At 35.7% G+C, this 25,794-nt stretch carries 24 protein-coding genes; 8 read left to right on the forward strand and 16 right to left on the reverse strand.

Annotated features, from left to right (window positions below; all coding sequences use genetic code 11):
* Window positions 1–8: 8 nt before the first annotated feature.
* The 9 genes from FNW07_RS12600 to mnmE form a co-directional block, all read right to left on the reverse strand.
* A complete protein-coding gene (locus tag FNW07_RS12600; RefSeq protein ID WP_126744298.1) occupies window positions 9–4,310 on the reverse strand; it encodes a CusA/CzcA family heavy metal efflux RND transporter in 4,302 nt (1,433 codons plus the stop codon).
* A 93-nt stretch (window positions 4,311–4,403) separates the two neighbouring features.
* On the reverse strand, window positions 4,404–4,721 hold the full coding sequence (locus FNW07_RS14040) for a DUF6660 family protein (RefSeq protein ID WP_370511513.1): 318 nt from the start codon (window positions 4,719–4,721) through the stop codon (window positions 4,404–4,406).
* Window positions 4,722–4,906: 185 nt separating this feature from the next.
* Window positions 4,907–5,836: a DUF6371 domain-containing protein gene (locus FNW07_RS12610; RefSeq protein ID WP_126744297.1), complete on the reverse strand. Its 930-nt coding sequence runs from the start codon at window positions 5,834–5,836 to the stop codon at window positions 4,907–4,909.
* Window positions 5,837–5,938: 102 nt separating this feature from the next.
* Window positions 5,939–6,781, reverse strand: coding sequence for a DUF3987 domain-containing protein (locus FNW07_RS12615; protein WP_126744296.1), 843 nt, complete (start codon window positions 6,779–6,781; stop codon window positions 5,939–5,941).
* Window positions 6,782–6,790: 9 nt separating this feature from the next.
* Window positions 6,791–7,132, reverse strand: coding sequence for a helix-turn-helix domain-containing protein (locus FNW07_RS12620; RefSeq protein WP_126744295.1), 342 nt, complete (start codon window positions 7,130–7,132; stop codon window positions 6,791–6,793).
* A gap of 194 nt (window positions 7,133–7,326) precedes the next feature.
* On the reverse strand, window positions 7,327–8,280 hold the full coding sequence (locus FNW07_RS12625) for a hypothetical protein (RefSeq protein ID WP_126744294.1): 954 nt from the start codon (window positions 8,278–8,280) through the stop codon (window positions 7,327–7,329).
* Window positions 8,267–9,412: a site-specific integrase gene (locus FNW07_RS12630; protein ID WP_126744293.1), complete on the reverse strand. Its 1,146-nt coding sequence runs from the start codon at window positions 9,410–9,412 to the stop codon at window positions 8,267–8,269. Before FNW07_RS12630 ends, FNW07_RS12625 begins: the two co-directional genes overlap by 14 nt.
* A 6-nt stretch (window positions 9,413–9,418) precedes the next feature.
* Window positions 9,419–9,979, reverse strand: coding sequence for a helix-turn-helix domain-containing protein (locus tag FNW07_RS12635; RefSeq protein ID WP_158626855.1), 561 nt, complete (start codon window positions 9,977–9,979; stop codon window positions 9,419–9,421).
* Between the two features lie 241 nt (window positions 9,980–10,220).
* Window positions 10,221–11,621: a tRNA uridine-5-carboxymethylaminomethyl(34) synthesis GTPase MnmE gene (mnmE, locus tag FNW07_RS12640; RefSeq protein ID WP_126744291.1), complete on the reverse strand. Its 1,401-nt coding sequence runs from the start codon at window positions 11,619–11,621 to the stop codon at window positions 10,221–10,223.
* Window positions 11,622–11,785: 164 nt separating this feature from the next.
* On the opposite strand from mnmE, the gene FNW07_RS12645 reads away from it, so the two are divergent.
* Both FNW07_RS12645 and FNW07_RS12650 read left to right on the forward strand, forming a co-directional pair.
* Window positions 11,786–12,670, forward strand: a complete 885-nt coding sequence (locus FNW07_RS12645; RefSeq protein WP_126744290.1) for a universal stress protein — start codon at window positions 11,786–11,788, stop codon at window positions 12,668–12,670.
* A gap of 70 nt (window positions 12,671–12,740) precedes the next feature.
* Entirely contained in the window at window positions 12,741–13,658 is a 918-nt protein-coding gene (locus tag FNW07_RS12650; protein WP_126744289.1) for a hypothetical protein, read from the forward strand.
* A gap of 68 nt (window positions 13,659–13,726) precedes the next feature.
* Here FNW07_RS12650 and dnaN read toward each other — a convergent pair whose 3' ends face one another.
* The 5 genes from dnaN to FNW07_RS12675 form a co-directional block, all read right to left on the reverse strand.
* Window positions 13,727–14,845, reverse strand: coding sequence for a DNA polymerase III subunit beta (gene dnaN, locus FNW07_RS12655; protein WP_126744288.1), 1,119 nt, complete (start codon window positions 14,843–14,845; stop codon window positions 13,727–13,729).
* Window positions 14,846–14,955: 110 nt separating this feature from the next.
* Window positions 14,956–16,647: a gliding motility-associated ABC transporter substrate-binding protein GldG gene (gene gldG, locus FNW07_RS12660; RefSeq protein WP_126744287.1), complete on the reverse strand. Its 1,692-nt coding sequence runs from the start codon at window positions 16,645–16,647 to the stop codon at window positions 14,956–14,958.
* Window positions 16,647–17,372 (reverse strand): gliding motility-associated ABC transporter permease subunit GldF, encoded by a 726-nt coding sequence (gene gldF / locus FNW07_RS12665; protein WP_126744286.1) that lies wholly within the window; start codon window positions 17,370–17,372, stop codon window positions 16,647–16,649. Before gldF ends, gldG begins: the two co-directional genes overlap by 1 nt.
* Window positions 17,373–17,406: 34 nt before the next feature.
* On the reverse strand, window positions 17,407–17,703 hold the full coding sequence (locus tag FNW07_RS12670) for a putative quinol monooxygenase (protein ID WP_126744285.1): 297 nt from the start codon (window positions 17,701–17,703) through the stop codon (window positions 17,407–17,409).
* Between the two features lie 5 nt (window positions 17,704–17,708).
* Window positions 17,709–18,557: an S-adenosyl-l-methionine hydroxide adenosyltransferase family protein gene (locus FNW07_RS12675; RefSeq protein WP_126744284.1), complete on the reverse strand. Its 849-nt coding sequence runs from the start codon at window positions 18,555–18,557 to the stop codon at window positions 17,709–17,711.
* Window positions 18,558–18,666: 109 nt separating this feature from the next.
* Between FNW07_RS12675 and FNW07_RS12680 the strand changes: the two genes are divergently transcribed.
* The 5 genes from FNW07_RS12680 (at window position 18,667) to FNW07_RS12700 (ending at window position 22,932) form a co-directional block, all read left to right on the forward strand.
* Complete coding sequence (locus FNW07_RS12680; protein WP_126744283.1) at window positions 18,667–19,617, forward strand: PhoH family protein; 951 nt, start codon at window positions 18,667–18,669, stop codon at window positions 19,615–19,617.
* A 246-nt stretch (window positions 19,618–19,863) separates the two neighbouring features.
* Entirely contained in the window at window positions 19,864–20,811 is a 948-nt protein-coding gene (locus FNW07_RS12685; RefSeq protein ID WP_126744282.1) for a phosphoribosylaminoimidazolesuccinocarboxamide synthase, read from the forward strand.
* Between the two features lie 238 nt (window positions 20,812–21,049).
* A complete protein-coding gene (locus FNW07_RS12690) occupies window positions 21,050–21,421 on the forward strand; it encodes an ankyrin repeat domain-containing protein (RefSeq protein WP_126744281.1) in 372 nt (123 codons plus the stop codon).
* Window positions 21,422–21,781: 360 nt separating this feature from the next.
* Window positions 21,782–22,261, forward strand: a complete 480-nt coding sequence (locus tag FNW07_RS12695; RefSeq protein WP_126744280.1) for a hypothetical protein — start codon at window positions 21,782–21,784, stop codon at window positions 22,259–22,261.
* A gap of 185 nt (window positions 22,262–22,446) precedes the next feature.
* Window positions 22,447–22,932, forward strand: a complete 486-nt coding sequence (locus tag FNW07_RS12700; protein ID WP_126744279.1) for a hypothetical protein — start codon at window positions 22,447–22,449, stop codon at window positions 22,930–22,932.
* Between the two features lie 76 nt (window positions 22,933–23,008).
* On the opposite strand, the gene FNW07_RS12705 is transcribed toward FNW07_RS12700, so the two are convergent.
* Window positions 23,009–23,605, reverse strand: coding sequence for a DUF2238 domain-containing protein (locus FNW07_RS12705; protein WP_126744278.1), 597 nt, complete (start codon window positions 23,603–23,605; stop codon window positions 23,009–23,011).
* An 84-nt stretch (window positions 23,606–23,689) separates the two neighbouring features.
* Window positions 23,690–24,778, reverse strand: coding sequence for a M42 family metallopeptidase (locus tag FNW07_RS12710; RefSeq protein ID WP_126744277.1), 1,089 nt, complete (start codon window positions 24,776–24,778; stop codon window positions 23,690–23,692).
* A gap of 85 nt (window positions 24,779–24,863) precedes the next feature.
* On the opposite strand from FNW07_RS12710, the gene FNW07_RS12715 reads away from it, so the two are divergent.
* Window positions 24,864–25,538, forward strand: coding sequence for a DUF4294 domain-containing protein (locus FNW07_RS12715; RefSeq protein ID WP_126744276.1), 675 nt, complete (start codon window positions 24,864–24,866; stop codon window positions 25,536–25,538).
* The last annotated feature ends 256 nt before the right edge of the window (window positions 25,539–25,794 follow it).

Consider the following 25,794-nt stretch of genomic DNA (forward strand, 5'->3'; position numbering starts at 1 on the left):
TTAGTATTTTATTTGTTTAATAAATATTGAATGTTGATTATGGTTTGATTGTAATTGTTCATTGCAATCAAATAATCGGTTTTTATTTTGTTGGCATCTTTTAGGTTTTGAGTATATTCAATATAACCAATATCACCCGATTTATACAAGCGTTGTGCAGAATTCACAATTGTTTCCGCCATTGGCAAACCCTCTGTTTTGTAAAAATTGAGCTGCTCCGAATATTGCTTTTGCAGTTGAAATTGTTGTAAAAATAAGGTTGACAATTCTTGTTGTGATTTATCTAATTCCTTTTTAGCAATTTCGGTTTCTAACCTTGCGACTTGTGTTTTTGCTTTTATTCCGTTTCTGAATAATGGAATGTTGATGCCAACACTACCATAATAAAATGGATTTTCCTTGTCTAAACTTTGTGCGTTTACACCTAAATTGAAAGATGGATTTGCTTTTGCTTTTTCGGATTTTATGGCTAATTCTTTAGCGATAATTTGCTGTTGCAAAAACTGCAAAACAGGATGGTCTTTTACTAATGTGCTATCGCTTACATTAATTTCGGGTAACGCTTCATATTTTTTTGGTGCTTGATATGCTGTGTTGCTTCGTGTCCATTTTTGTAATTCGGCTACATAAAAAGCTACCTGCGAATTGGCTTCAGCCAATTGCATTTTTAACTCTTTGCGTTGCAGAGAGGCGTTTACTTTTTCCAATTTACTAGTTTCTCCGACTTGAAATTTCTTGTCTGCATACTTTTCATAATCGGCAAAAATGTTATCCGTTTCGAGCAATAAATTATAATGTTGCACATTGTAAAGCCAAAAGAAATAAGCATTGGAAACATTTTTTATCAACTCGTTTTTTGTAACGCCTTCAAAAGATTTCGCAACTGCTACATTTTGATTTAATAGGTTTCTTTCGGCTTTATTGGACAGTTTAAAACCTTGTGCCACGCCAATATTATAATCAAATAATTTGCTGTTGATTTGCCCTAAATTACTGTTGATATTGAAAGGGTCAAGTACTGTTGCTGTTTTAGTTAGTGTCTGTTGTTGTTCTGTTTGCAATGTTGCTTGTTGGATTGTTGGATAATTTTTGGTTGCTAAATCCAAAGCGTTTTGCAAAGTTAAATCTTGCGATTGTGCATTGGCATTGAAAGAAAAACAACTAAAAAACAGCACCACAATTGTTGCGATTTTTGGATTTACTTTTATGTTTTTTGGTGTCATTACTAAATAATATAAAACTGGTAAAACAAATAATGTTAATAGTGTAGAAGTAAGCAAACCACCAATAACGACAGTCGCCAATGGTTTTTGCACTTCTGCACCTGCGCTTGTACTTAATGCCATTGGTAAAAATCCTAATGAAGCAACAGTTGCCGTTGCCAAAATAGGTCGTAATCTTGCGCTACTGCCTTTGTAAATGCGTTGTAAAAGATTGTCTTCGCCCTCGTCTTTTAATTGATTGTAGTAACTGATTAAAACAATTCCGTTTAAAACCGCTACTCCAAATAAAGCAATAAAACCAACTCCTGCCGAAATACTAAAGTTCATTCCACGAACCCATAAAGCAATAATTCCGCCAATGGATGCTAAAGGAATTGCTGAAAAAATAATGGTGGCTTCTTTGAGCGAACGGAACGACAGGAAGAGTAAAAAGAAAATCAGTAAAAGTGCAACAGGAACAGCCAATTGCAATCTTCCTTTTGCTTCCTGCAAGTTTTGAAATTGACCGCCATAATTAATAAAATAGCCTTCGGGTAATTTTAGTTTGGCATCCAATTTTTGTTGAATTTCTAAAACTACACTTTCTACATCACGACCTCGAACATTTGCTTCAATTACTATTCTGCGTTGTGCATCTTCACGACTTATTTGTGATGGTGCGGTTTTGAAAGTGATTTCAGCAACTTCGTTTAATGGAATCTGATTGCCTTTTGGTGTTGGAATTAATAATGATTTTAAAGCGTCAATATCAGTATTTTCACTTTTAGGAATACGAACGACTAAATCAAATTTTCGTTCTCCCTCATATACAACGCCTGTTGTACCACCTGCATAAGCGGTGTTTAAAATTCGGTTTACATCGGCAATATTCAAACCATATTGTGCAATTTTATTACGATTATATTTTACGACCAATTGTGGCATTCCCGAAACTTGTTCTACTTTAATATCGGTTAATCCTTTAATTTTTTTTAACATTGGAACTGCTTTATTAGCTTCTGAAAACAACTTATCTAAATCATCACCAAATATTTTTATGGCAATATCCGATTTTACACCTGCAATTAATTCACTGAAACGCATTTGAATGGGTTGTTCAAATGATAAATTGCAACCTGGGATTACACTTAATTTTTCATTCATTTTTTCTGCTAATTCTTCGTTATTGTTAGCAGATGTCCATTCTTTTCTATCTTTTAAAACTACAATAATGTCTCCATTGTTTATTGGCATTGGGTCGGTTGGAATTTCACTACTACCAATTTTACTTACCACTTCTATTACTTCTGGAAATTGTTTTAATATTTTTTCAACTAGTGTAAATGTTTCTACCGTTTGAGGGAGTGAAGTACCTTGTCTTAAAGTGGCTTCGATTGCGAAGTCGCCTTCGTCTAATTCGGGAATAAATTCGCCACCCAATGAATTGAAAATAAATAATGAGGTTATGAATAAGAATATTGCAACACCGATAACCGCAAATTTTCGTTCTAAAGCTTTAACCAAATAAGGTTGATACCAATTGTTTAATTTATTGATAAACCTATCGGTAAAATTGGGTTTGTCACTGATTTTTTTACTTAAAAAAAGACTACTTGCCCAAGGCACATAAGTAAGTGAAAGGATTAATGCTCCAACAATGGCAAAACTTACTGTTTGTGCCATTGGCATAAACATTTTACCTTCTATACCTCTTAAAACAAATAAAGGAATGTACACAATTAAGATAATGATTTGACCGAAAATGGCACTACTCATAATTTTTGATGAACTTTTGATAACCTCTTTGTCCAATTGATTTTGGGTAAGATGATTGTTTTTATAATGCTTCGAGAAAATATGTAATGTGGCTTCTACTACAATCACAGCTCCATCGACGATAAGCCCAAAGTCTAATGCTCCCATACTCATCAGGTTTGCACTTAACCCAAACATATTCATAATGATTATTGCAAATAACATTGCCAAAGGGATTACTGAAGCTACAATTAAACCAGCTCTTAAACTTCCTAAAAACAAGACTAAAACTAAAATAACGATTAATGCACCCTCTAATAAATTGGTTGAAACTGTGCTGACAGTTTTCTCAATGAGTTTAGTTCTATCGATAAATACATCTAATTTTACTCCTTGTGGCAATGATTTTTCGATGGATTTCATTCTTTCTTTTACTCGTTCAATTACTCGTACTGCGTTTTCTCCTTTTTGCATTAAAACTATTCCACCAACAGTTTCTCCTTTTCCGTTTCTTGTCATTGCTCCGTAACGAGGTGCAAAACCAAATTTTACTTCGGCAATATCTTTTATTAAAATGGGAACACCTGAATTGTTTTTCACTACAATATTATTGATGTCATCTAGGTTTTGGATTAATCCTTCTCCTCGAATAAAATATACATTTGGACCTTTGTCGATGTAACTACCACCAGTATTTTCGTTGTTGTTTTGCAAGGCATCAAAAACTTCAATCAGTGTTAAATTATTAGCAGAAAGGCGTTCGGGTTTTACCGAAACTTCGTATTGTTTTAATTTGCCACCAAAACTACTTACATCGACTACGCCAACTGTTCCCAACAATTGACGGCGCACAATCCAATCTTGAATGGTTCTTAATTCGGATAGGTCATATTTTTCTTCATATCCTTTTTGTGGCACTAAAACATATTGAAATATTTCGCCCAGTCCTGTTGTTGGCGGCAATAATTCAGGTGTTCCGTATTGCTTTGGGATATTATCTGTAGCGGTTTTTATTTTTTCATCTACTCGCTGACGAGCAATGTTGACCGCAACATTATCTTTAAAGACAATCGTAATTACAGACAAACCCGAACGGCTTGTACTTCGCAATTCGACCATATCGGATAATGATTTAAACTCAGTTTCTAACGGATATGTTATGAACTGCTCGACTTCTTGTGTGGCGAGATTGGGTGCATTTGTGATTACCTGCACTTGATTATTGGTAACATCGGGTAACGCATCTACGCTTAATTGTGTGAATGAATAAATGCCAAACATCACAAATATTGCCAACAAAACTCCTGTAATGAGTTTGTTGGTTACGGAAAAATTAATGATTTTATTTATCATTGTAATTGTATAATGAATGAGTAATTAGGCACTAATGCCTATTGGATATGTGGAAAGTCCACAACTCTATAACCCGAAATTACTCGGATTTCATTATGCTATTTGGGGTGGTTGCCAAATGCTTCCGAAGAAATTGGAAGCAATTATTGATTTGTATTCCGGTACTTTTTTCTCAATTGAAATTCTACTTGGAATAAAATTATAAGAATAGATAGGTGCGAAAGCAAAGCCTTGACAACCACAGCAATTACAAATACACAGCGGAGAACAAACATCATTGTTGTCCTGATGTTGGCTTGATTGAGCACTTATGGTAGTTCTTTTCAATACCGAAAACGCTTCACCATCTGCGCAAGGCATACAGGAAAGCACAATTAAGTAGACTGAAAATATTATACTAATCCATTTCACGATTGTAAAAGTAGTATTTTTTATTATTATGATAATAAATTATTTGCATTATGTTTAATATGAATATACCTTATTTTAAAGGGATTGCGAGATATTTCAATGGTATTGCAATGCTTCTTAATATTAATTGCAATGCCATTGCAATAATTTATTATTATAATTGCAAAAAAATATAGAAAAAATAACTAAACAATTGTTTTTCTAAAAACATCTTCCAAATCATTATTGTAAACTCCTTCAAGTTTTAATTGTTCGTCAGTTTTACTTTCAGTCATATCCCATATTTTAGCATTGATTCCCAATGAAATAAGAAATAGTATTTTATTTAAAATTATACTGACCGCATTTTCGCTCATATCGGGAATGATTAGCACATTATGACCAATTAAAGGGCTTACTTTATTTTCTGTTAATCCGTTAATTCCACCATAAGCCACCCAAACATATTGAGGAAATAAAATGTAGCCAATAATAGCTGTTTTTTCGCTTTCAGTTAATACAATTGTTTTCTTTGATTTAATTTTATCATAAACCAAATGTTCTCCAAATAAACAGTTGAAATATCCATTTTCATTTTTATAAGGAACTTTAAACTGATTAGTTCGCTTACCGTTTGTCTCATAGTAAGCTATTTTGGCTTTTTGAACTTTTAAATTACTGTTTATGCTCCAAAATATTATACCTCCGTCATTACTTGTACCTAATGCATAAGTTTCTTTCGCATCTTCAGTTTTTATATCTCCATAAGTTTTGCGTAAATATTGTAAGAGGTTGTTTTCGGGGTTTACTTTGAAATATTGCCAAATTATTGATTCATTTACAAATTTTTGAACCGTTAGTTTTGGCACATTTATTATGCTTTTTTTAGGAAGAATTAAATCGGTTTGAAATTTATTTTCTAATTCATTCCAAATGTATTGTTCTCCAGTTTCATCAACATATATAGCAGGGGGTAATGAAGCTTTCCCGCAAGAATGACAATAGCCATACTCTGGGCTTAAATTTTTATAGTTGATAAATTTTCCGTCTGTATTATTTCTACCACAACAAGGAGTAATTAATTTATAATCTCTTTTTGAATTAAATACAAGTTCCAATTTAGTTTTTTGAAGCATAATTATCTTGTTTTTGGTTTGCAACCTGCAACTTGCAATATTTTAATTAATCCTTGTTAAGTATTGTTTTTATTAGCTTTTTAGAGGTTTTGTGCGTTAATCTCAAGTTGCAAGTTGCATTAATTCGTTATTCCATTTTCTTGATATTGATGATTTATTCATTCCAGTAATGGCAACAACATCTTTTTGACTGGCATTGTTTTTTATGGCTAATCGGATAATATCTTCGGTAGTTGGTAATTTTTCTTTTTTATTGATATTTTCATCTAAAACGATTTTGAAGTTTATAAAATAAAATTCAAGAATCAGGATTGCAATTTCAATGGTTTCAGTATTGATTTTACGTGATATATCAATGTACTTATTAGTGTTTCCTTGCAAAAAGAACGTTCTCCAAGCTGTGCCTTCCGTACTGCTTTTATTTGCCATTTTTTCAATAATGAAATAGAGTTCATCTATAAAAATCCCAATTGAATATTTATTTTTATAATGGGTAAAAATTGCCGATTCAATTGTAGCATCTTGAAGAAATAACTGTTTTCTATCGCTTTTTTCAGTTTCTTCCAATTCGATATTATTTTTCTTGAATTCTTTATATTTTTCATTGTCATATTTTACCAAAGGAAATGTTGCTAAATCCATTGCTGGGGACTTAATATCTCCACGACTTCCAATTATAGAAAAATATAAATTGGCATAATTTATATATCCCATTGCTTTTATTGAAAAGGCAAGACCGCAAGCATTGCTATAAGCAAACAATATTGAACTTAATAAATATTCTTTTGGAATCCTTTTTAAAGCAAACGCATCGTTAATTAGTGTTTTGATTTCAATTGGCATCTTGGAAATTATTTGTTCCAATTGATTAATTGCAATTTCTTTGTTTGTTTTAAAAGCGTTTCCAATTTTATCATCAATATCTTTAAGATTTTTTACATCCATGATTAATAATTAACGATTAAATAGTTGGTTTTTCATTAAATACTCATTGGCTTTGGCTTCTGTATCATCTTTAGAATCTTTCTTTCCGGATTTTAACCAATCAATAATTTGTGATTTCAAAAAGTATAAACGCTTTCCTTTTTTATGGTATGGAATTCTGTTTTGATGAACTAATCCATAAATACTGGGTTTGGCTAAATTGATAAGTTTAGCCGTTTCGTCAATGTTCATAAAGACATCCTCGGTTGAAGAAATAGAGGGATTAAGTACCTTTTTAATGTTCTCCGTAATTTGCTCTACAAGTACTTTTATTCCTTCTTCTGAGAGCATATAAATTTGTTGATTTTTCATATCCCAAAATTGATTCAGAAAAAGTGTGTTCGTTTCCGTGTTCTTTAGTGTGTTTTAAAAAACACTTGTAAAGTTTTGATTTTATTCGTTTTTATTTAGGATATAAAACGAATATTTCTCTAAAATTTGAATTTTAAAATCAAACTTTAGAGAAAATGATAAATTTGTGTGGGGATTTTACGTGAAATTTAGCGTTATTTTGCTTTATTGTTGTTTCTTGCTATGGAAGCTTTTAAAAAAGTACTTTTTTCTGATAGATACTTTGTTATATTTTTAAGTTTTAATTGCCTTGTTTTAGATATTAAAATATCAATAAAGTTATCTTGAAGTTTAATATCTAAACTTATTTTTTCTAAACCACCGCTTAATATTCTATAATAATCGGAGTTTTTGTAATTATCACTCACTAAACAGGAATCATCTTTTAAATTCACGATTGACAATACTTTGTAAAATTCAGTATTATTTAGTTTTGTGTTTGATTTGGATTCTTCAATGATTTTATAGATTGAATGGAGTAAAAAAGCTTTTTCTTTTTCATTAAAATAAGGGAGATTGTTTTCTAAATCATCAATAATATCATCAGTATAGGTTTCTAAAAAACTTTCTGAATATGTTTCAGGCGATTTTTTTAATGGATAAAATCTATTTAACAAATCGGTATAATTTTTTGAATCCCTAAAATCAATGGGATTGTAGTCTTTTATTTCAAACAAATCAAAATAATCATTATCATACATCATTTTAAATAAATCAGAATGATTATTGAATAATCTTGAAAATTCATTTATTGCATTATGTATGGCTAATTCTTTTATAAATGATTCAAGGGTATAATTAGTATTTTGGATGTCTAAAGAGAGTTTTAAAAAGCCTTTTTTTACTTCATTTTTTAATACCAATTCAATTTCATTTTTTGAATAATTGCGTAGGGAATTTTGATAAACATTTTTAAGTTCAAAAAGTTGATGTTCCTTATTGATTGAAAAATTTTTTTCAAAATTTTCAATCAATTCTCGTGTAATATTGGAAGCTCTGCCAAAGGATAAGGTTTCTTTGTTGAATTGTATTAATTTGTGTTTAAAAAAACTTTCTCCAATTCTATATGCTTTATTGTAATTTGAATTGTAAATATTAAGATAATCCATCCAGTTGAATATTTATGCGATTAGCGGCTTCAATTTTATTTTTGTCCATTACTTTGGTATAAATCTGTGTTGTAGAAACGTTTTTATGACCTAATAATTTCGATACGGTATATATATCTGTTCCATTTGCAAGTTGTAAAGTTGCATAGCTATGTCTAAAATTATGAAATGAAATTTTCTTTTTAATACCTGATTTTTTTATCCATTCTTTTAAAGGTCTGGTTATTTGAGAATATTCAACACCTCCAAATACAAGCCCAATATCAGTTTTTTGTGTTTTTAAAATATTGTAAGCAGTATCAGAAATAGGATGATTTTTTATTGATTTTGTTTTCTCTTCTCTTAATGATATGTAATACCCTTGGTGTTTGTCTTTAAATAGGTTCTCCCAATAGAGATTGTTTATATCTACAAAACGCAAACCACTCAAAGCGGAAAATATTGCCATATATTTTACTTTTTCAATTTTAATTTCAGTTTTCCATAACAAAGAAATTTCTTCTTCGGTTAAGTACTCCCTATGTGTTTCTTCTTCTTTTATGTATTCCGCATCTTCTGCTAAATTTTTTTCTATCAAATTTTGTTTATATGCAATCTTTAAGACAGCAATAAAATTTTTAAAATAAGATGAAGCAGTATTCTTGGTTAGCTTTTTGTCAACTTTTGAATTTCTTGTGCTTTTTGCGTTTAAAAGATAGGTTCTGTATTTTTTTATATAATCGAGGGTTAAATTGTTTGTTAATATCATACCTCCACTAAAATTTTCTAAATGATTTAAAGAAGCTTTCCACGAATTGTGATTTGATTTACCGCCAGTATTAAAATAGTCGTCAACAACACTTTTATAAAGAGTTATAAAATTAACATTCAATACCACATTATCTTTAAAACCAAATTCTTTGTTTTTGAGTTGAACATTTCTTTTGGATCTGATTATTTCTGCAAGGTCAAAATTTTCTGTATTCTGCTTTTTTTCTTCTGCTGTTTTCGGATTGCCAAATAAATATAACTTTAAAAATTCTCTACGGGTTTCCGTTCCATTTTTAGGATTAATGATAGGAGGGTAGTAGTCTAAATAAAGACTTATTTTTCCAGTACTCAATTTTTTTTCTCTTAATGTTACTCTGCTCATAATCGGCTATTGAAAAATTTTGTTTAAGTCCTCTCTTTTTACTAACGTATATTTTCCGTACTTCTTTTTTGGGATGTTGTGTTTTTTGATAATGTTATATAATGCCCCATTTGAAATATTAAATTTTTCAATAGCTTCATTGATGGTATAAGAATTATCTCGATTAATTTCGTTCTCTCTATTAGGATTAACATAATCAGGATTTATCAAATTATTTTCAAAATAACTATCAATATCTTTTCTCCTGATTAGTGTTTTTCTAACCGAAAAATTGAAAGCATTTAATTCTTTTTGCTCAATTAATCTATAAACAGTTTTGGAAGACATATTTAGTAGTGTAGAGGCTTCTTTAACGGTTAAAAAATCTTTTGAATTTACATCAACAACGTAATTAGAAACTTTTAATTTTGTTTCTGTATCGCTTACTTCAATTTTTTTCAATTTTTGATTTAACTTATAACCTCTGCTATTACAAATATGTGAACAATATTTAGTTTTTGTTGTTTTGGCATCAAAGACATTTTTGCAATGTTCACAGATTCTTTTTACAATGATATTTGAACTCATATTATTAGGCTTTAAAACGATATAAAACGACATAAGAAGAAATAAGGGTAAATAAGGGGCAAAATTTCTCCTGCGAGTTCAAAAATAATAAAAATATTTATTTGAGGTACAAATATGGTACAAAATATTGCAAAAAATAACAAAATATTACAAACCGTGTTTTTGTATAAAAATAAAAAAGCCTTTATTTAAAAGGCTTTAGTGTGTTATTTTTTATTTTAGTTTGTGTAGTTTTGTTGTGTTATTTGCCAATACAAAAATTAGCAAATATATTCCCCAGCAATTCATCATTGGTAACCTGACCGGTAATCATCCCGAAATGGTATAAGGCTTCCTTGATATCAATGGCCATCAGGTCGCTCGATAAATTGGTCTGCAGCCCGTAATTGACTTTCTGGATTTCCTCGAACGCTTTCAGTAGCGAATCGTAATGACGCGTGTTGGTCACAATGGTTTCGTTATTGCGCAACGCACCGGTATTGACAAATGACAGCAACTGGTTTTTGAGGTCTTCGACACCCAGATTTTCCTTGGCGGAAATTGTTTGTAGTTTAACGTTTAAAGTTTCAAGTTGTTTTCTAATATTTAGTAATTCACTTTCTGAAAGCAGATCTATTTTATTGATAACCACAACCAAAGGCTTTAAAGGAAACTGATTCTTTATTTTTTCAATTTCCGTTATGTATTCCGAACTTTGCACTTTAAACTTTAAACTTTCAAATAAATACAAAACAACCTGGGCCTGTTCTATTTTTTCAAAGGTCTTACGGATTCCGATGCTTTCCACGACATCCTGCGTATCCCGGATTCCCGCGGTATCAATAAAACGGAAACCAATGCCGCCAATCACCAATTCGTCCTCAATGGTATCGCGCGTGGTACCTGCAATTTCCGAAACGATGGCGCGTTCCTCATTCAACAACGCATTCAACAGCGTCGATTTCCCCACATTGGGTTCACCCACAATCGCTACGGGAATCCCGTTTTTGATAACGTTCCCCACTGCAAACGAATCAATCAATCGTCGGAGCACAAATTCAATCCGGTTCAATAATTCGCGGAATTGCGTGCGGTCGGCAAATTCGACATCTTCTTCGGCAAAGTCCAGTTCCAATTCGATCAGCGAGGCGAAATTCAATAATTCTTCCCGAAGTCGGGCAATCTCATTACTGAACCCCCCGCGCATCTGCTGCATCGCAATCTGGTGCGACGCCTCATTGTCGGAAGCAATCAGATCCGCTACAGCCTCGGCCTGCGACAAGTCCATTTTGCCATTGAGAAAAGAACGCAACGTAAACTCACCGGCATTCGCCATACGGCAGCCTCTGCGCAGCAATAACTGGATAATCTGCTGTTGGATATAGGAAGAACCGTGACAGGAGATTTCGATCGTATTTTCGCCTGTATAGGAGTTGGTTCCTTTAAAAATGGATAACAACACCTGATCTATTGTTTTACTGCCATCGACGATATGTCCCAAGTGCAGCGTATGCGTTTTCTGTTTGGTGATGTTCTTTCCGGAAACCGATTGGAAAACAGCAGCGGCAATAGTAATGGCATCTTCACCGGAAATCCGGATAACGGCAATTGCACCCGCGCCGGAAGGGGAGGCCAAAGCAACAATAGTATCTTGTGAAATCATAAGTTGGTATTCAAGGCGGCAAAGTTACAAAGATTTAACCGGATATTTTTAGCGAAGGATTTGGGTGAAAATAGTGTGATTTTAACTCTTTGAAAAAGTGTATGTTAGGTCGTTTTGTAAAAAAAAATCTGTAAATTTATACAGCCAAATGTAAACCGATGATCATGAAAAAAATACTCTTTCCGACTGATTTTTCTGAGACGGCCAATAATGCATTTGTGTATGCGCTGCAGATGGCCAAATTTATGGATGCTGAAGTAATTTGCCTTCATGTATACGACCTGCCGCCAATTTCCTATGAGGGCTATCCATCGTATGTGGCGGAGGTATATGAGACTCTGGAACTGAATAAATTTGAAAACTTCAAGGACCATATTCCTTCGCTGCGAAAAATAGCAGAAGAGAACGAGCTGGGTTTCATCAAAATGAGCCATGTCCTGGAACAGGGTGATCTGGTTCCCGCGATTGAGCATCTGGCTGAATCCGAAAACATTGATCTGATTGTGATGGGCACCAACGGTGTTTCGGGATGGAAAGAAAAAGTTTTCGGTTCCAATACCGGGGCCGTTATCGGGAAAGTTCCGATGCCGGTCCTGAGCGTTCCGGTGAAGTCCAAATTTACCGAAATCAAAACAATAGGATTTACCACGCGATTCCGAAATAAGGACCGGGCCGCCTTACAGCAAGTATTGGAAGTGGCCAAAAAAATGAAGGCTCAGGTCAAATGCCTCTATGTGCAGACGTTTGATTCGGATGTGAAGACCGCACAGATTGAAAAATGGCGGGAACGTTACGCAGCCGAGCCTGTAGAATTTTTTGTCGTGGCGCACGATGATGTGCAGGAATCTATTTTTGAGTTCCTGAAGTCCCAAAAAATTGATATGCTGTCGATGCTGACCTACAAACGCAGTTTTCTCGATGGCTTGTTTCATACGAGCATGACTAAGAAATTATCGTACCATTGTGAAATACCGATTCTCGCTCTGCATGAACCGGAAATAAAAAAAATGAAATTGTTGGGTAGTGAAAGTGAAGCGCTGAAAGAATAACGAATAGGTGAAAATTCCGATTTTGCGCGACATGAATGATTTGCTCTCAGGATGATTAAATGTGCTATATTTGAGGCTCTTATACCCATCCTATGAAATTCCTTTTCTTTTTTATTCTATCATTTTTTTGTTTTTATCCTTTGCACAGCGCAAAACTGGTGGAAACCCACTTCCTAAATATGATGCCGCTGTCACTTATGACAGTTATAAAAATCTGAAAAACGATAAAACCCGGAAGATTGATTCGTTGGGGTTTCTGGTGGTAAAAAATGATACCCTGATATTCATTACAGGATATAAGCAGCCACAAGGAATTAAGGTAGCCTATGAAAGGAAAGATCCTGCCTTCCTGGCGATTTATAAAGAGATTGTTTATAATAAATCCAATCAAAAACCAAACAGTACTTCGAAACCAACGATGAAAATCTGGAAAGATGAGATTAAGGTCTACTTTGATTCGACGGTGACTTCTTCCCAAAAAAGAGAAATGACCAAATTTTTTAAATATTTGGATATGGAAGTAGATTCGCTGAAAATATCGGTGGTACACAAAAAAGAGAAATCAAATTACTTCATTTACTGTATCAATAAACCGACCGACATCAATTGGGAAAACAGAATTACAACTAACGATGGGTATTATATCTTGTGGAACGTGAGACAACGGATTTACAATGCAAGCCTTAAACTGGATACCCAAAAAGTGTTCAATGAGAAACAGCAACTGATGATTTTAAAGAAAAACTTCATCCAGACATTAGGCAATTTTTACCTGCAGAACAACAGGGATTGTAAAAGTTTCCTGTCGAGCTGCAGTACCATGGATAAGGAAGTAACTAAAGAAGATCTGGAAATTCTTAAATATCATTACTCATATGGCATTTGTAAAGGGACAGACCTGAAAACTTTTGAAGAAAACCATAAGGATGCACAAGAGCTATTGGCTAAACATCCTGATTATAAATTTACTTTTACTCACGTGGAGTAATAAAAAAAAAAACCGCAATTTCTGGTTAGGGAAATTGCGGTTTTCTAAATATAAAGGGGGTTAATTAGCTAGTTGTTCAGCATTACCGGCATGACCAGCATGGTTACTGTTTCTCCGTCCTCCAATCCGTCAACAGGAGTAAGGATTCCGGCACGGTTTGGCAATGACATTTCCAACATGATCATATCCGATTGAAGGTTCGTCAGCATTTCGGTAAGGAAACGGGAGTTGAAGCCAATCTGCATGTCATCACCTTGGTAATCACATGTCAATCGTTCCTCCGCTTTGTTGGAGTAATCGATATCCTCTGCAGATATGTTCAATTCCGCACCGGCAATTTTCAGGCGGATCTGGTGTGTGGTTTTGTTCGAGAAAATCGCCACACGACGTACAGAATTCAAAAATTGCGTTCTGTCAATCATTAATTTATTTGGATTCTCTTTTGGGATAACCGCTTCATAGTTTGGATATTTTCCATCTATAAGACGACACATTAAAATGTAATTGTCGAAAGAGAACGTTGCATTACTGTCGTTGTATTCAATCTTCACTTCGGCATCCGAAGAACCCAAAATACTTTTCAGGATATTCAACGGTTTCTTTGGCATAATGAAATCCGCTACCTGAGACGCTTTTACATCCGTTCTCGCGTATTTCACCAATTTGTGGGCATCCGTTGCAACGAAAGTTAAACCTTCCGGAGAAAACTGGAAGAAAACCCCTGACATTACCGGACGTAAATCATCGTTTCCGGCTGCAAAAATAGTTTTGCTTACCGCAGTTGCCAGAACATCCGCAGGAACTAAAGTCGTTGACGGATCATCAAGGTTTACTGATTTTGGGAATTCTGCTCCGGGAGCGTATGCCAAGGCATATTTTCCCGAATTAGAACTGATTTCGATGGTGCTGTTTTCTTCAACCGTGAAAGTTAAAGGCTGCTCCGGAAACGTTTTAAGGATTTCCAAAAGCAATTTTGCAGGAACCGCCACACTTCCCTGGCTGGTAGAATCGATTTCTAAAGTGGCTGACATTGTAGTTTCCAGATCAGAGGCAGAAACGGTTAAGGTTTTACTGTCCAATTCAAAAAGGAAATTATCTAAAATAGGTAAGGTGTTACTGCTGTTAATCACACTACCCAATACTTGCAATTGTTTTAATAAGTACGAACTCGATACTATAAACTTCATCTGTGGTCTTTTTTTTAAATCAAAACGGCACTACAATAGTGTCACCGTTAATTTTTACATTTTACAAATATATCCTAAACAATCAAATATTAAAAATGTTTTTATTAACATTACTTGGCATATTTTCTTCTGCGTAAGAATGTGAAAGCTACCCCGAAAATGGCCAGGACAACAATTGGTAATCCGACGGTTATCATTTGCGAAGCGGTATAATTGGCATATACTTTTTCCTTATCCAAAATCGGCAAATCGACAACCTTGCTTCTAATGTTAATAAGTCCGTTATCATCGAGTAGGTAATTGACGCAATTCATCAGGAATTCCTTATTGCCGTAAAGATTATTGGTCCATTTGTCATAACCCAATTCCAGTGGCTGGTAGTTTTTATCCAATTGATTTTTAATGATATCCCCATCGGAAACAACGATCATCTTGTTGGTTTTTCCTTTGGTTGTGAATGTTTTTTCCTGAAAAGGCAAAACCCGGTTTTCAAACATCGAATTAAATTCTCCCTCCATTAAAACGGCTACGGGAATGTTTCCGGTGTCTTTGAATTCACTTTGTTCCGGACGTTCCTGAACCATATCCAGTTTCACTTCAACAGGGGCTCCGACCAATTTGGAGTACGGGGAAGACTGCAATAAAACGGTTTTTTTGATTCCGTTTTTTAACGTGTCTATCCCGCCTGCAAATTCAAATTTTAACGCATCGAGATTATTTACAATAGGATGTTTTGTGGTTTCTGATGGATATACCATAGGTGAATAAAACCATGGGTATTGCGTGTATTGTGCGGCGCTGCCTTTGTCTCCTGTAGCCAACGCGATTGGCGTTGCCTGTAAATCTTTGACCAAATCCGGATTGATACGAACACCATATTTAAAGAACATATCGTTCAGGTTCAGATCATTTGGGAAAGCCAAAGTAGAACCTTGCTCGTTATACAGGCTGTCCATTTCCATGTTCACCTGATCGATAAGCCAAAGCGTTTTACCGCCATTCATTACATATTGATCCAACACCAGTTTCTCTTCATCTGAGAATTTCTCCGTTGGTTTTGCGATAATCGCCAAATCGTATTTCTTCAGGTATTCGAGACTTTCGTTGGGTTTCTTGGCAACAGAATCCAAGGTGAAGGTTCCGATGTAATAATTCTCACGGACCTGTTTTATGAAATCGGCCATTAATAAATCGTGTAATTCGCCATTACCTTTGATGATGGCGACTTTCTTTTCTTTGGCTTTAGCTATAGTATTAAAAGCATTCGCGAAAGCATATTCCAGATGTTGTACTGAACTTACAACTTTCTCTGCAGTCGAAGCGCCCATCATATTTTTTAGCAACGGAACTTTTACGGTACGGCCATTATAAGTCGCGGTTGCCCACGGAAAAACCACTTCCTGGGTTTGTTTTCCCCGGTCATCCAAAGTTACATTGAGTGGGGTCATGCCTCTGTCCATGAAAAATTGCATGATGGTGTCGCGTTCTTCTTCCTTTTCCAACGGATTGACGAACTGGAAAACGATATTCGGATTGTAGGCTTTGAATTCTTCCAATAACTGCTGGGTTTCAGTCTGCAGTTTTTTGAATTCGCCCGGAAATTCCCCTTTCAAGAAAACATCAATAATCAACGGATCTTTTATCTCTTTGATGATGTTCAGCGAAGTTGGCGAAAGCGTGTATCTTTTGTCTTTGGTTAAATCAAAACGATGAAAAAACTGGCTTCCGATGCCATTCAGGATCAATAAAGCGGCAATAATGAACAATAAGGTCTTCCCGTTGCTATTTTTAATTGGTACCATTATGATTTCAAAGATTTTAATTTAAACACTGTAAACGAAAGGAATAAAACGGTTACGCTCACAAAATATAAGATGTCCCGGGTATCCAGAACGCCACGGCTCATGCTTTTGAAATGAGTTTCCATTCCTAATTTAGAGATAAAATTTTCAATGCTTGGAACATACGTTGACAAACCTTCAAATCCAAAATAAAACAGGAAACATAAAAATACCGAAAGGAGAAAAGCCACAATCTGATTGTCGGATAGGGTGGAAGTGAAAATTCCAATTGCGGAATAAGCAGCAATCAGAAACAATAAACCAAAATACGAACCCATAGTGCTTCCCATGTCGATATTGCCTTCCGGCATTCCCAATCCGGAAATTACCCATACATAAATAAAAGTCGGAATGATAGCGATAACGATTAACAGCATCGCTCCAAGAAATTTGCCGTTGACAATCTGCCAGATGCTTAAAGGCTTGGTCAGTAATAATTCTAAAGTTCCTTGTTTCGTTTCATCCGAAAAACTGCGCATCGTAACGGCAGGAATCAGGAAGATAAGAATCCACGGCGAAATGGTAAAGAATGGGCTTAAATCAGCAAAACCGGAATTCAGGATGTTGTAATCGCCCTGAAAAACCCAAAGGAACAATCCGTTGAGCAAAAGGAAAATGGCGATCACCAAGTATCCTATCGGCGAACCGAAAAAGGATTTTATTTCACGTAATAATATGGCTTTCATTTATAAGATTTGGATAATGTTATTTTGAAAATGATTAGTGCAAACTTACTAATTTATCGACGCTCCACGCTTCGGGTTTGTCATTGAAAAATTTTTTGGTAAAAGTCCAGACATCATAGAAAAGTTCCGAATTCCGGTAATTCTCCAAATCGGCTTCGGTTTCCCAATAACTATAGGTGAAGAAAATACTTTTATTGTTTTTGTCCTGATACAGTTCGAGGAATTTATTTCCGGGCGCACTGCGGATTTTTTCTTTCATTAATTCGAAATTTTCCAGAAAAGCAGGAATATGTTCCTCGTGAAAACTCAACTTTACTATTCGTACAAACATATATTTTAATTAAAATTGATGGTAATGACATCCCTGTAACCGATTCCAAGCAAACTCGAGGCTGTTCCAACGGTGGCCGGGTTGCTTCTGAAAATGGCAATTTCCAAGAATCCCGCTTCATTAAATATCGCCAGTTTATCGCCTTCGTAATTTTTTACGGGATAATTCCCGGTATTGGCGATGTCGGAATATTTGGGCCAGATATTTTTGATGTTTCTTTTATTGCTTTGTTTCAGCCTTTCGTTTAAGACGATTTCGTAAGGTCTTCCTTTGGATACATCCAGAAACATTTTTTTGGAGATATTGGTCACGACATTCCCGAAATGATCAATATAGATGACATAGCCCTTGATGGAGTTTTTGTCGGTTGATACCAAAGGCTGTAATTCGGTTACCTGTTTGATGGCGGTAATTTCCTTTCCGATGACATTCAGGAGTCCGCCTTTGGCCAGATGACAGGCGACGGTAACAAATACGTCCAGATCGGTGGCTTCGACAGGCAAGCGGTCGTGTATATTAATGGCCGCCATTTTCTGCGGAACCATTTTTTGCATCAGCATACTGAGGATCCCATTATCGGCACAGATAAAGAAATGATCGTTCCATTGAATCGCCAGATGCTGGTTCTCTTTATTGAGTTCCAAATCCACGCCAATAAGGTGTACCGTTCGTTTCGGAAAGCTGGAATAAGCAGCGCTGATCATGTAGCTGGCTTCGACGGTATTAAAGGGATCTATATTGTGTGAAATGTCAATTATTGTAGCTTCTGAGAATTCAGATAGGATTTTCCCTTTCAAAGCACCAACAAAGTGATCTTTGAGCCCGTAGTCGGTAGTAAGGGTAATTATTGACATAAAATTGTTTATAACTATTACAAGGATTTTATCTTAAAATTTCTTAAATTTGAGATATGCAAAGCTAATAATTATAAAGTGATTATTTTTTAATTTAATACGACTCCATTTGAACGAAAGAACCATTGAGCTCATAGACATCGCTCCTAAAGATTTTTGGGGCGCTCAAGACACTCATCTTGAAACGATTAAAAAGTACTATCCGAAATTGAAAATTGTTGCCCGTGGGACGACGATAAAGGTTTTTGGAGAAAAAGATGCACTGGACGAGTTTGAGAAGCGTTTCCACCGACTGATGCTCCATTTCACACGTTATAATAATATTGACAACAACGTTATCGAAAGAGTCATACAAAGCGATGTGCAGGACGACAGAAGAATGGAAGGCCAGGACAAAATTTTAGTTCACGGTGTTGGCGGAAAGATCATCAAAGCGATGACAGCCAATCAGCAATTACTCGTGGATTCGTTAAACAAGAATGATATGGTTTTTGCCATCGGGCCTGCGGGAACCGGTAAAACCTATACAGGAGTTGCGATGGCAGTAAAAGCTTTGAAGGAAAAACAAGTCAAGCGTATCATTCTGACAAGGCCCGCTGTAGAAGCAGGGGAGAACCTTGGTTTTCTTCCGGGTGATATGAAAGAAAAACTCGATCCGTACATGCAGCCTTTATATGATGCGTTGCGCGATATGCTTCCCAACGAAAAACTGGAAGATTATATCCTGAAAGGAATTATTCAGATTGCACCGTTGGCTTTCATGCGGGGACGAACTTTGGACGAAGCTTTCGTAATTTTGGATGAAGCGCAGAACACGACCCATTCCCAAATGAAAATGTTCCTGACCCGTATGGGAAAAAGCGCCAAATTCATGATTACCGGAGATCCGGGGCAGGTCGATTTACCAAGGAGAACCATTTCAGGACTTAAGGAAGCTATTTTGGTTCTGAAAGATGTGGACGGAATCGGGATTATTTATTTGGATGATAAAGATATCGTGAGACACCGTTTGGTTAAAAAGGTGATTGATGCTTATAAACAGATTGAGAATAACGATTAGAATATTACTCAACTTTTTTAAAATATAATTGGAGCGAAAAGCATCGGAATAACGAGAAATCATAGTCCCGCTTTTCGCTTCAATCTTTTCCTTTTTAAATAAAAAGGGAAAGGATTTCCACTGCACTCGGGGCTAGACATGATAAGAAGGGTCCATTTGGAATTTTATTGCAGGAAACTTCCGTTCTTCGTTGTGAATCTGTTGGAAACGACTTATTTTTGCGCAAACAACAACACAACAACCTAAATGAATACCATCACCACTACTGACTTTAATTTCCCGAATCAAAAATCAGTCTATCACGGCAAAGTACGTGAAGTCTATAATATCAACAATGACCTTTTGGTTATGGTGGCCACCGACAGGCTTTCGGCTTTTGATGTGGTCATGCCCAAAGGAATTCCGTACAAAGGACAAATCCTAAACCAGATTGCAACCAAATTCATGGAACTGACCCAGGATATTGTTCCCAATTGGTTAGTTGCCACGCCGGATCCAAATGTTGCCGTTGGACATTTATGTGAACCTTTTAAGGTGGAAATGGTAATCCGTGGATATCTGGCAGGTCATGCGGCACGTGAATATGCATTGGGAAAAAGAATCTTATGCGGTGTTGCATTACCCGATGGACTGAAAGAAAACGATAAATTACCAACTCCTATAATTACACCTTCTACGAAAGCAGATAACGGCGAACACGACGAAGACATTTCCAGAGAAGAAATTCTGTCAAAAGGAATTGTATCTGAAGAAGATTATCTGGTTTTAGAAAATTATACCTATGCTTTGTATCAGCGAGGAACCAGTATTGCAGCGAGCCGTGGACTTATTTTGGTGGATACCAAATATGAATTCGGTAAAACCAAAGATGGGAAAATTGTCCTTATTGATGAAATCCACACTCCGGACTCTTCGCGTTATTTTTATGCTGAAGGATACGAGGAAAGACAGGACCAAGGGGAAGAGCAAAAGCAATTATCAAAAGAATTCGTTCGACGCTGGTTGATTGAAAACGGTTTCCAAGGCAAATACGGGCAGGAGATCCCCGAAATGTCAGAGGAATATATTGCAAGCGTATCGGAGCGTTACATCGAATTGTATGGAAAGATATTGGGAGAACCCTTTGTCAAGGCCGATATTTCGAACATTCAGGAACGTATCGAAAAGAATGTGTTGGCCTATCTGAATAAATAATATCTTCTGTAACAGTATACAAACCGCCTTCTGGGCGGTTTTTTTATTGGATTCCAAATGTTTTCTTTAAGTTAAATTTTAGTTAATTTTGGTACTGTGTAAAACATGATACCATCTTTTAGCTATATATTTGTATAGGATATTAATCAGTTTTAATATTCTGACAAACAATCAATCATCAATCAACCCGAGGCGTAGCCGAACAGTTTGGAGCGCAGCGGAAAAAATCAAAAACATTATGAAAAAATCAATCGTTTATCTAGGAATTGCTTTAGTAGCTTTTGCAAATGTTTCTATGGCAGCCGGAGATCATGCTCCAATTCAAAAAGTAATTACTTTTGACAAAGCAACACCGCTTGCGGTTGCCATCAGTAAAGGAGAAGTGGAGCTGGTTAAGAAGTTTATCGAATATGGGGCAGACGTGAATGAAACCTCCAACGGAATGACTCCTTTAATGATAGCCGCCCGTTACAACAATGTGGAAATCATTAAAATCTTATTGGCGAGTGGGGCTAAGGCAGGCGCCACTAACGAAAGAGGATACACAGCATTGAAATATGCAGAGTTGTCGCAAGCAAAAGAAGCGATAGCATTGCTGAAAAAAGGCTAATTTTTTTTGATTTATTCCAAAAACAGAAAACACCATTATTCGATGGTGTTTTTTTTTTGCTATATAAATAACTCCTAAGAGTGAATGCAGGGGAGTTATTCTGCGTTTGTCGTAACGGACTGTCCCAATCTATTTAGAGTAAGGCGTTCAGAACCACTACTTAAAAATTATCTCTTTTTATATTCTAAAGTATGGGCAGATTGATATTTTGTTAATATTTTGTTAAATATAAGTACTATGCGATACACAATACCTGTTTTAAGACATATATTTGTATAGGATATTATTATATGCTTTTACACAGTTGTAAAAAACAATAAAAAATCAGAAAAAAACAACAACAATTTAAATTCAATTATCATGAAAAATTCAATCATTTTAGGAATCGCTTTAGTTACTTTCACAAATGCTCTTTCAGCAGCTAATGTACGCCAATCATTCACTCAGGATGATTTTAAAGCAGCACAGACTTTTCAGTTAGATCAGGAAGCAATTTTAGCTTCAAGCGACATCGATGCAAAAGATTCAGTGAATACAGAAGACCCTACAATCATTCATATGGAAACCCTGGCTTTTACTTCTTATGAAAAAACCATCGAAGAGATAATCGCAGAAAACAATCAGATAACAGAAAGTTCCATCTCCAACGAAATGACATTTCTTTTTATCGAAAAATCAATCGAAGAAGTAATTGCTGAGGATAATAAGATTATTGATAGTACTCCAGTTACTGAAGTAAGTCTTCTTTTTATCGAAAGACCAATTGAAGAAATCATCGCAGAAGATAATAGGATAATTGAAAGCACTATTTCAAGTGAAGCAAAACCATTAAGCCTTTAAAATACAAGCTGGTATTTGAAACTATGTGTTGGTAATAAAGGTAAAAAACACCAGAAAATTAAAATTAAGTTAAAATTAAAAAATCCGGTAACGTTCGACCGATTTAAAGCGTCTAAAGTTTATAGCTTTCAATGTAAAATCAATCATCAAAATCAATCATCAATCATCATAAATCAAAAATCATCATGAAAAAATCAACAGTTTATTTAGCAATAGCGGTGGCAGCATTTGCAAATCTAAGCCATGCTACCGCTATTACTAATGTGGATGGACCTGGACATTTTACTTCGTTACAGGTTAGGGCAGCACTAAGCAATAAAATGCTGACTGAAACAGTAAATTCGGAGCCTAAAGACTTTACATATGACGAAGAAATCACAACAATGGATCCCGCAAAAGTTATTTCTTTGGACGTCAATAAACCAATCGAAGAACTCATTAAGGAGAACAACTTAATTACGGAGAGCGCAGTTTCTCATGATGTAACTTTTTTATACATCGAAAAATCGGCGGAAGATCTTATAGCAGAAGACAATCAGATTATTGAGAGTACGATTTCGGATGAAGTACAGCCCTTTTTGATTGACAAAACTATTGAAGAAATTATTGCGGCAGACAATCAAATAATCGAAAGTAATCTAATAGATATACAGCCTTTAGACCAAATCTGAAAAAACTACAAATAGCGAGAGTAAAGAAAGTTTACTATGAGCATTATTACCAAGGAGCGTAATGATGCTTTTTTGGTTATAATTGGGCTATCTGTCGGTCCTGAATTTTTGAAAACAAAATCAATCCAATTATCGCGCCCATGGTTGCAAATAACATATCCGACTGCGTATCCCATACATAACCCTGCGTCCCTAAAAACGCATCGCCGCCATCACCGGTTAAAATCGATATCAGCCATTCAATCCATTCGTAAGCGGCGCTGATGGCCAGACAAACGCATACGATAATGAAGTTGAAAAAGCTTTTATTACTGATCACCATTTTACGGATAAACAATTCCCTGATAATCATTGCCGGAACCAATCCCTGGGCAAAATGGCCCACTTTGTCATAATTGTTTCTGCTCTGATGAAAAACTTCCCGGATATAATCAAAGAAAGGAACTTCAGCGTACGTATAATGACCACCAATTAAAAGGATGATGCAGTGAATCAGAATCAGGAAGTACGTGAAATTCGTAAATCGGAATCTCCTGAACGTCAATATTAAAATCAAAACCCCTATTATGGCGGGAATAATTTCCAAAAAACAAGTGAAACTTTCCTTTGGATTGATAATCGACCAAAGGAAAGTTCCGACAAATATGTTCAACATGATATAGATGTACCTCATTTGTTTTGTTTTTTAGCCCTGATGGAAGCGGCATCCCACGCATTTTCGCGTGGATACAGCACACAGCAGGAAAAGCTCCTTATATTATTTAAAATAAGAATAGGTTTCATTATTCTCCATTTTCAATAAACTTTCATAGATTAATCTGATCACATTCTCCACATCTTCACGGTGCACCATTTCGACTGTCGTATGCATGTAACGCAGCGGAAGCGAGATCAACGCAGACGGCACGCCACCATTACTATAAGCAAATGCATCGGTATCTGTTCCGGTTACGCGGGAGGAAGCCGCGCGCTGAAAAGGGATTTTCTTTTCTTCAGCCGTATTGATAATTAATTCCCTCAGGTTGTTCTGTACCGCCGGAGCATACGTAATTACAGGGCCTTTTCCTATTTTGGTGTCTCCTTCAATTTTGACATCGATCATTGGAGTAGTGGTGTCGTGGCAAACATCGGTAATAATGGCAACGTTCGGTTTGATGGTTTTGGTAATCATTTCTGCCCCACGCAAGCCCACTTCTTCCTGAACCGAATTGGTAATGTATAATCCGAAAGGCAATTTCTTTTTGTTTTCATGCAGCAAACGCGCCACTTCGGCAATCATGAATCCACCCATACGGTTATCGATGGCGCGGCAAACGAATTTATTTCCGTTCATGATGAAAAACTCATCGGGATACGTAATGACGCAACCCACATGAATTCCCATATTCTCAACTTCTTCTTTGGTTTCACAACCAGTATCAATAAATAAATTGCTGATTTTTGGGTTTTCCTCTTTGTCGCGGTTGCGGGTATGAATCGCCGGCCATCCGAAAACACCTTTGACAATTCCTTTTTTAGTATGGATGTTTACGATTTTTGATGGTGCAATCTGATGATCGGAACCCCCATTGCGGATCACATATATTAATCCGTTATCGGTTATGTAATTGACATACCATGAAATTTCATCGGAATGCCCTTCAATCACAACTTTATAAGGAGCATCAGGATTGATGACTCCTACTGCGGTTCCATACGTATCGGTAATAAAGGTATCCACATAAGGTTTCAGATACTCCATCCATATTTTTTGACCTTCGGCTTCAAAACCGGTAGGGGAAGCATTGTTTAAATATTTTTCAAGAAATTTGATGGAAGATTCCTTCAATATTGATTTAGAGTTCATATAATAATTTTTTGCTAATTTATAAATTTGGCATTAGAGTTGTTATATTTAATGTATAATTTTGACAAAACAAATATCCTTACCAATGAATGTATTCAAGTATCTTTTGCTTATTTCCTTTATCTCAATCAGTACCGTTGCCCAAGTGGTAAAAAAAGACAGTATTAAAACCGAAGAAATTTCAGAAGAGAACGATACCATACTCGGTGCACCTATATTATTGGAAGAGGTGATCATCAGCAAAGAGAAGCTGAGTTACGAAAGTAAAAAAGCATACCTGATCCTTCAGAACAGGGTATATAAGGTGTACCCATATGCGAAAATCGCTTCGGAACGGCTGACTGTCCTCAACAGGACTATGGCCAACCTGAAAACAAATAGAGAGAAGAAAAAGTATCTGAAGATAGTGGAAGACTATATCGAGAATGAATTTACAGAGAAACTCAAGAAACTATCCAGAAAGCAGGGCCAAATCCTGGTAAAACTGATTCATCGCCAAACCGGCAACACTACCTTTGACCTTATTAAGGAATATAAAAGCGGCTGGAAGGCCTTTTGGTCTAACAGCACCGCCAAATTATTCGACATTAACCTTAAAACAAAGTACGCTCCGTACGATGTCAATGAGGATTATCTGATCGAAACCATATTGGAACGTGCCTTCATCAGCGGGAGATTGGTCAGACAGGAATCTGCAAACCCTGTCGATTATGATGCGCTGATGGATCATTGGTATAAAAAAGCCGCTACTAAGAAGTAGTTTTCTTTTCTTCAGGAGCTACAACCAGACCCTTTTCAAGAACATTCAGTCCCGCTTTCCGCTCGTATCCACGCGAAAAGGCGTGGGATACCCGCTTCAATCGGGGCTATGGAAGAATATTTACGGTCCTAATATATATAAGGAAGCATCTCAGGAACATTATCGAACATCGAACAACCTGAAAAACCAACCCAAAACGGTTTACCTGCGACAACCCTACAACGACCTGAAAAAACTTTCGCCTCCAAAAAACGGG

This window comes from Flavobacterium sp. GT3R68, from assembly GCF_007109225.1.
Classification (GTDB): domain Bacteria; phylum Bacteroidota; class Bacteroidia; order Flavobacteriales; family Flavobacteriaceae; genus Flavobacterium.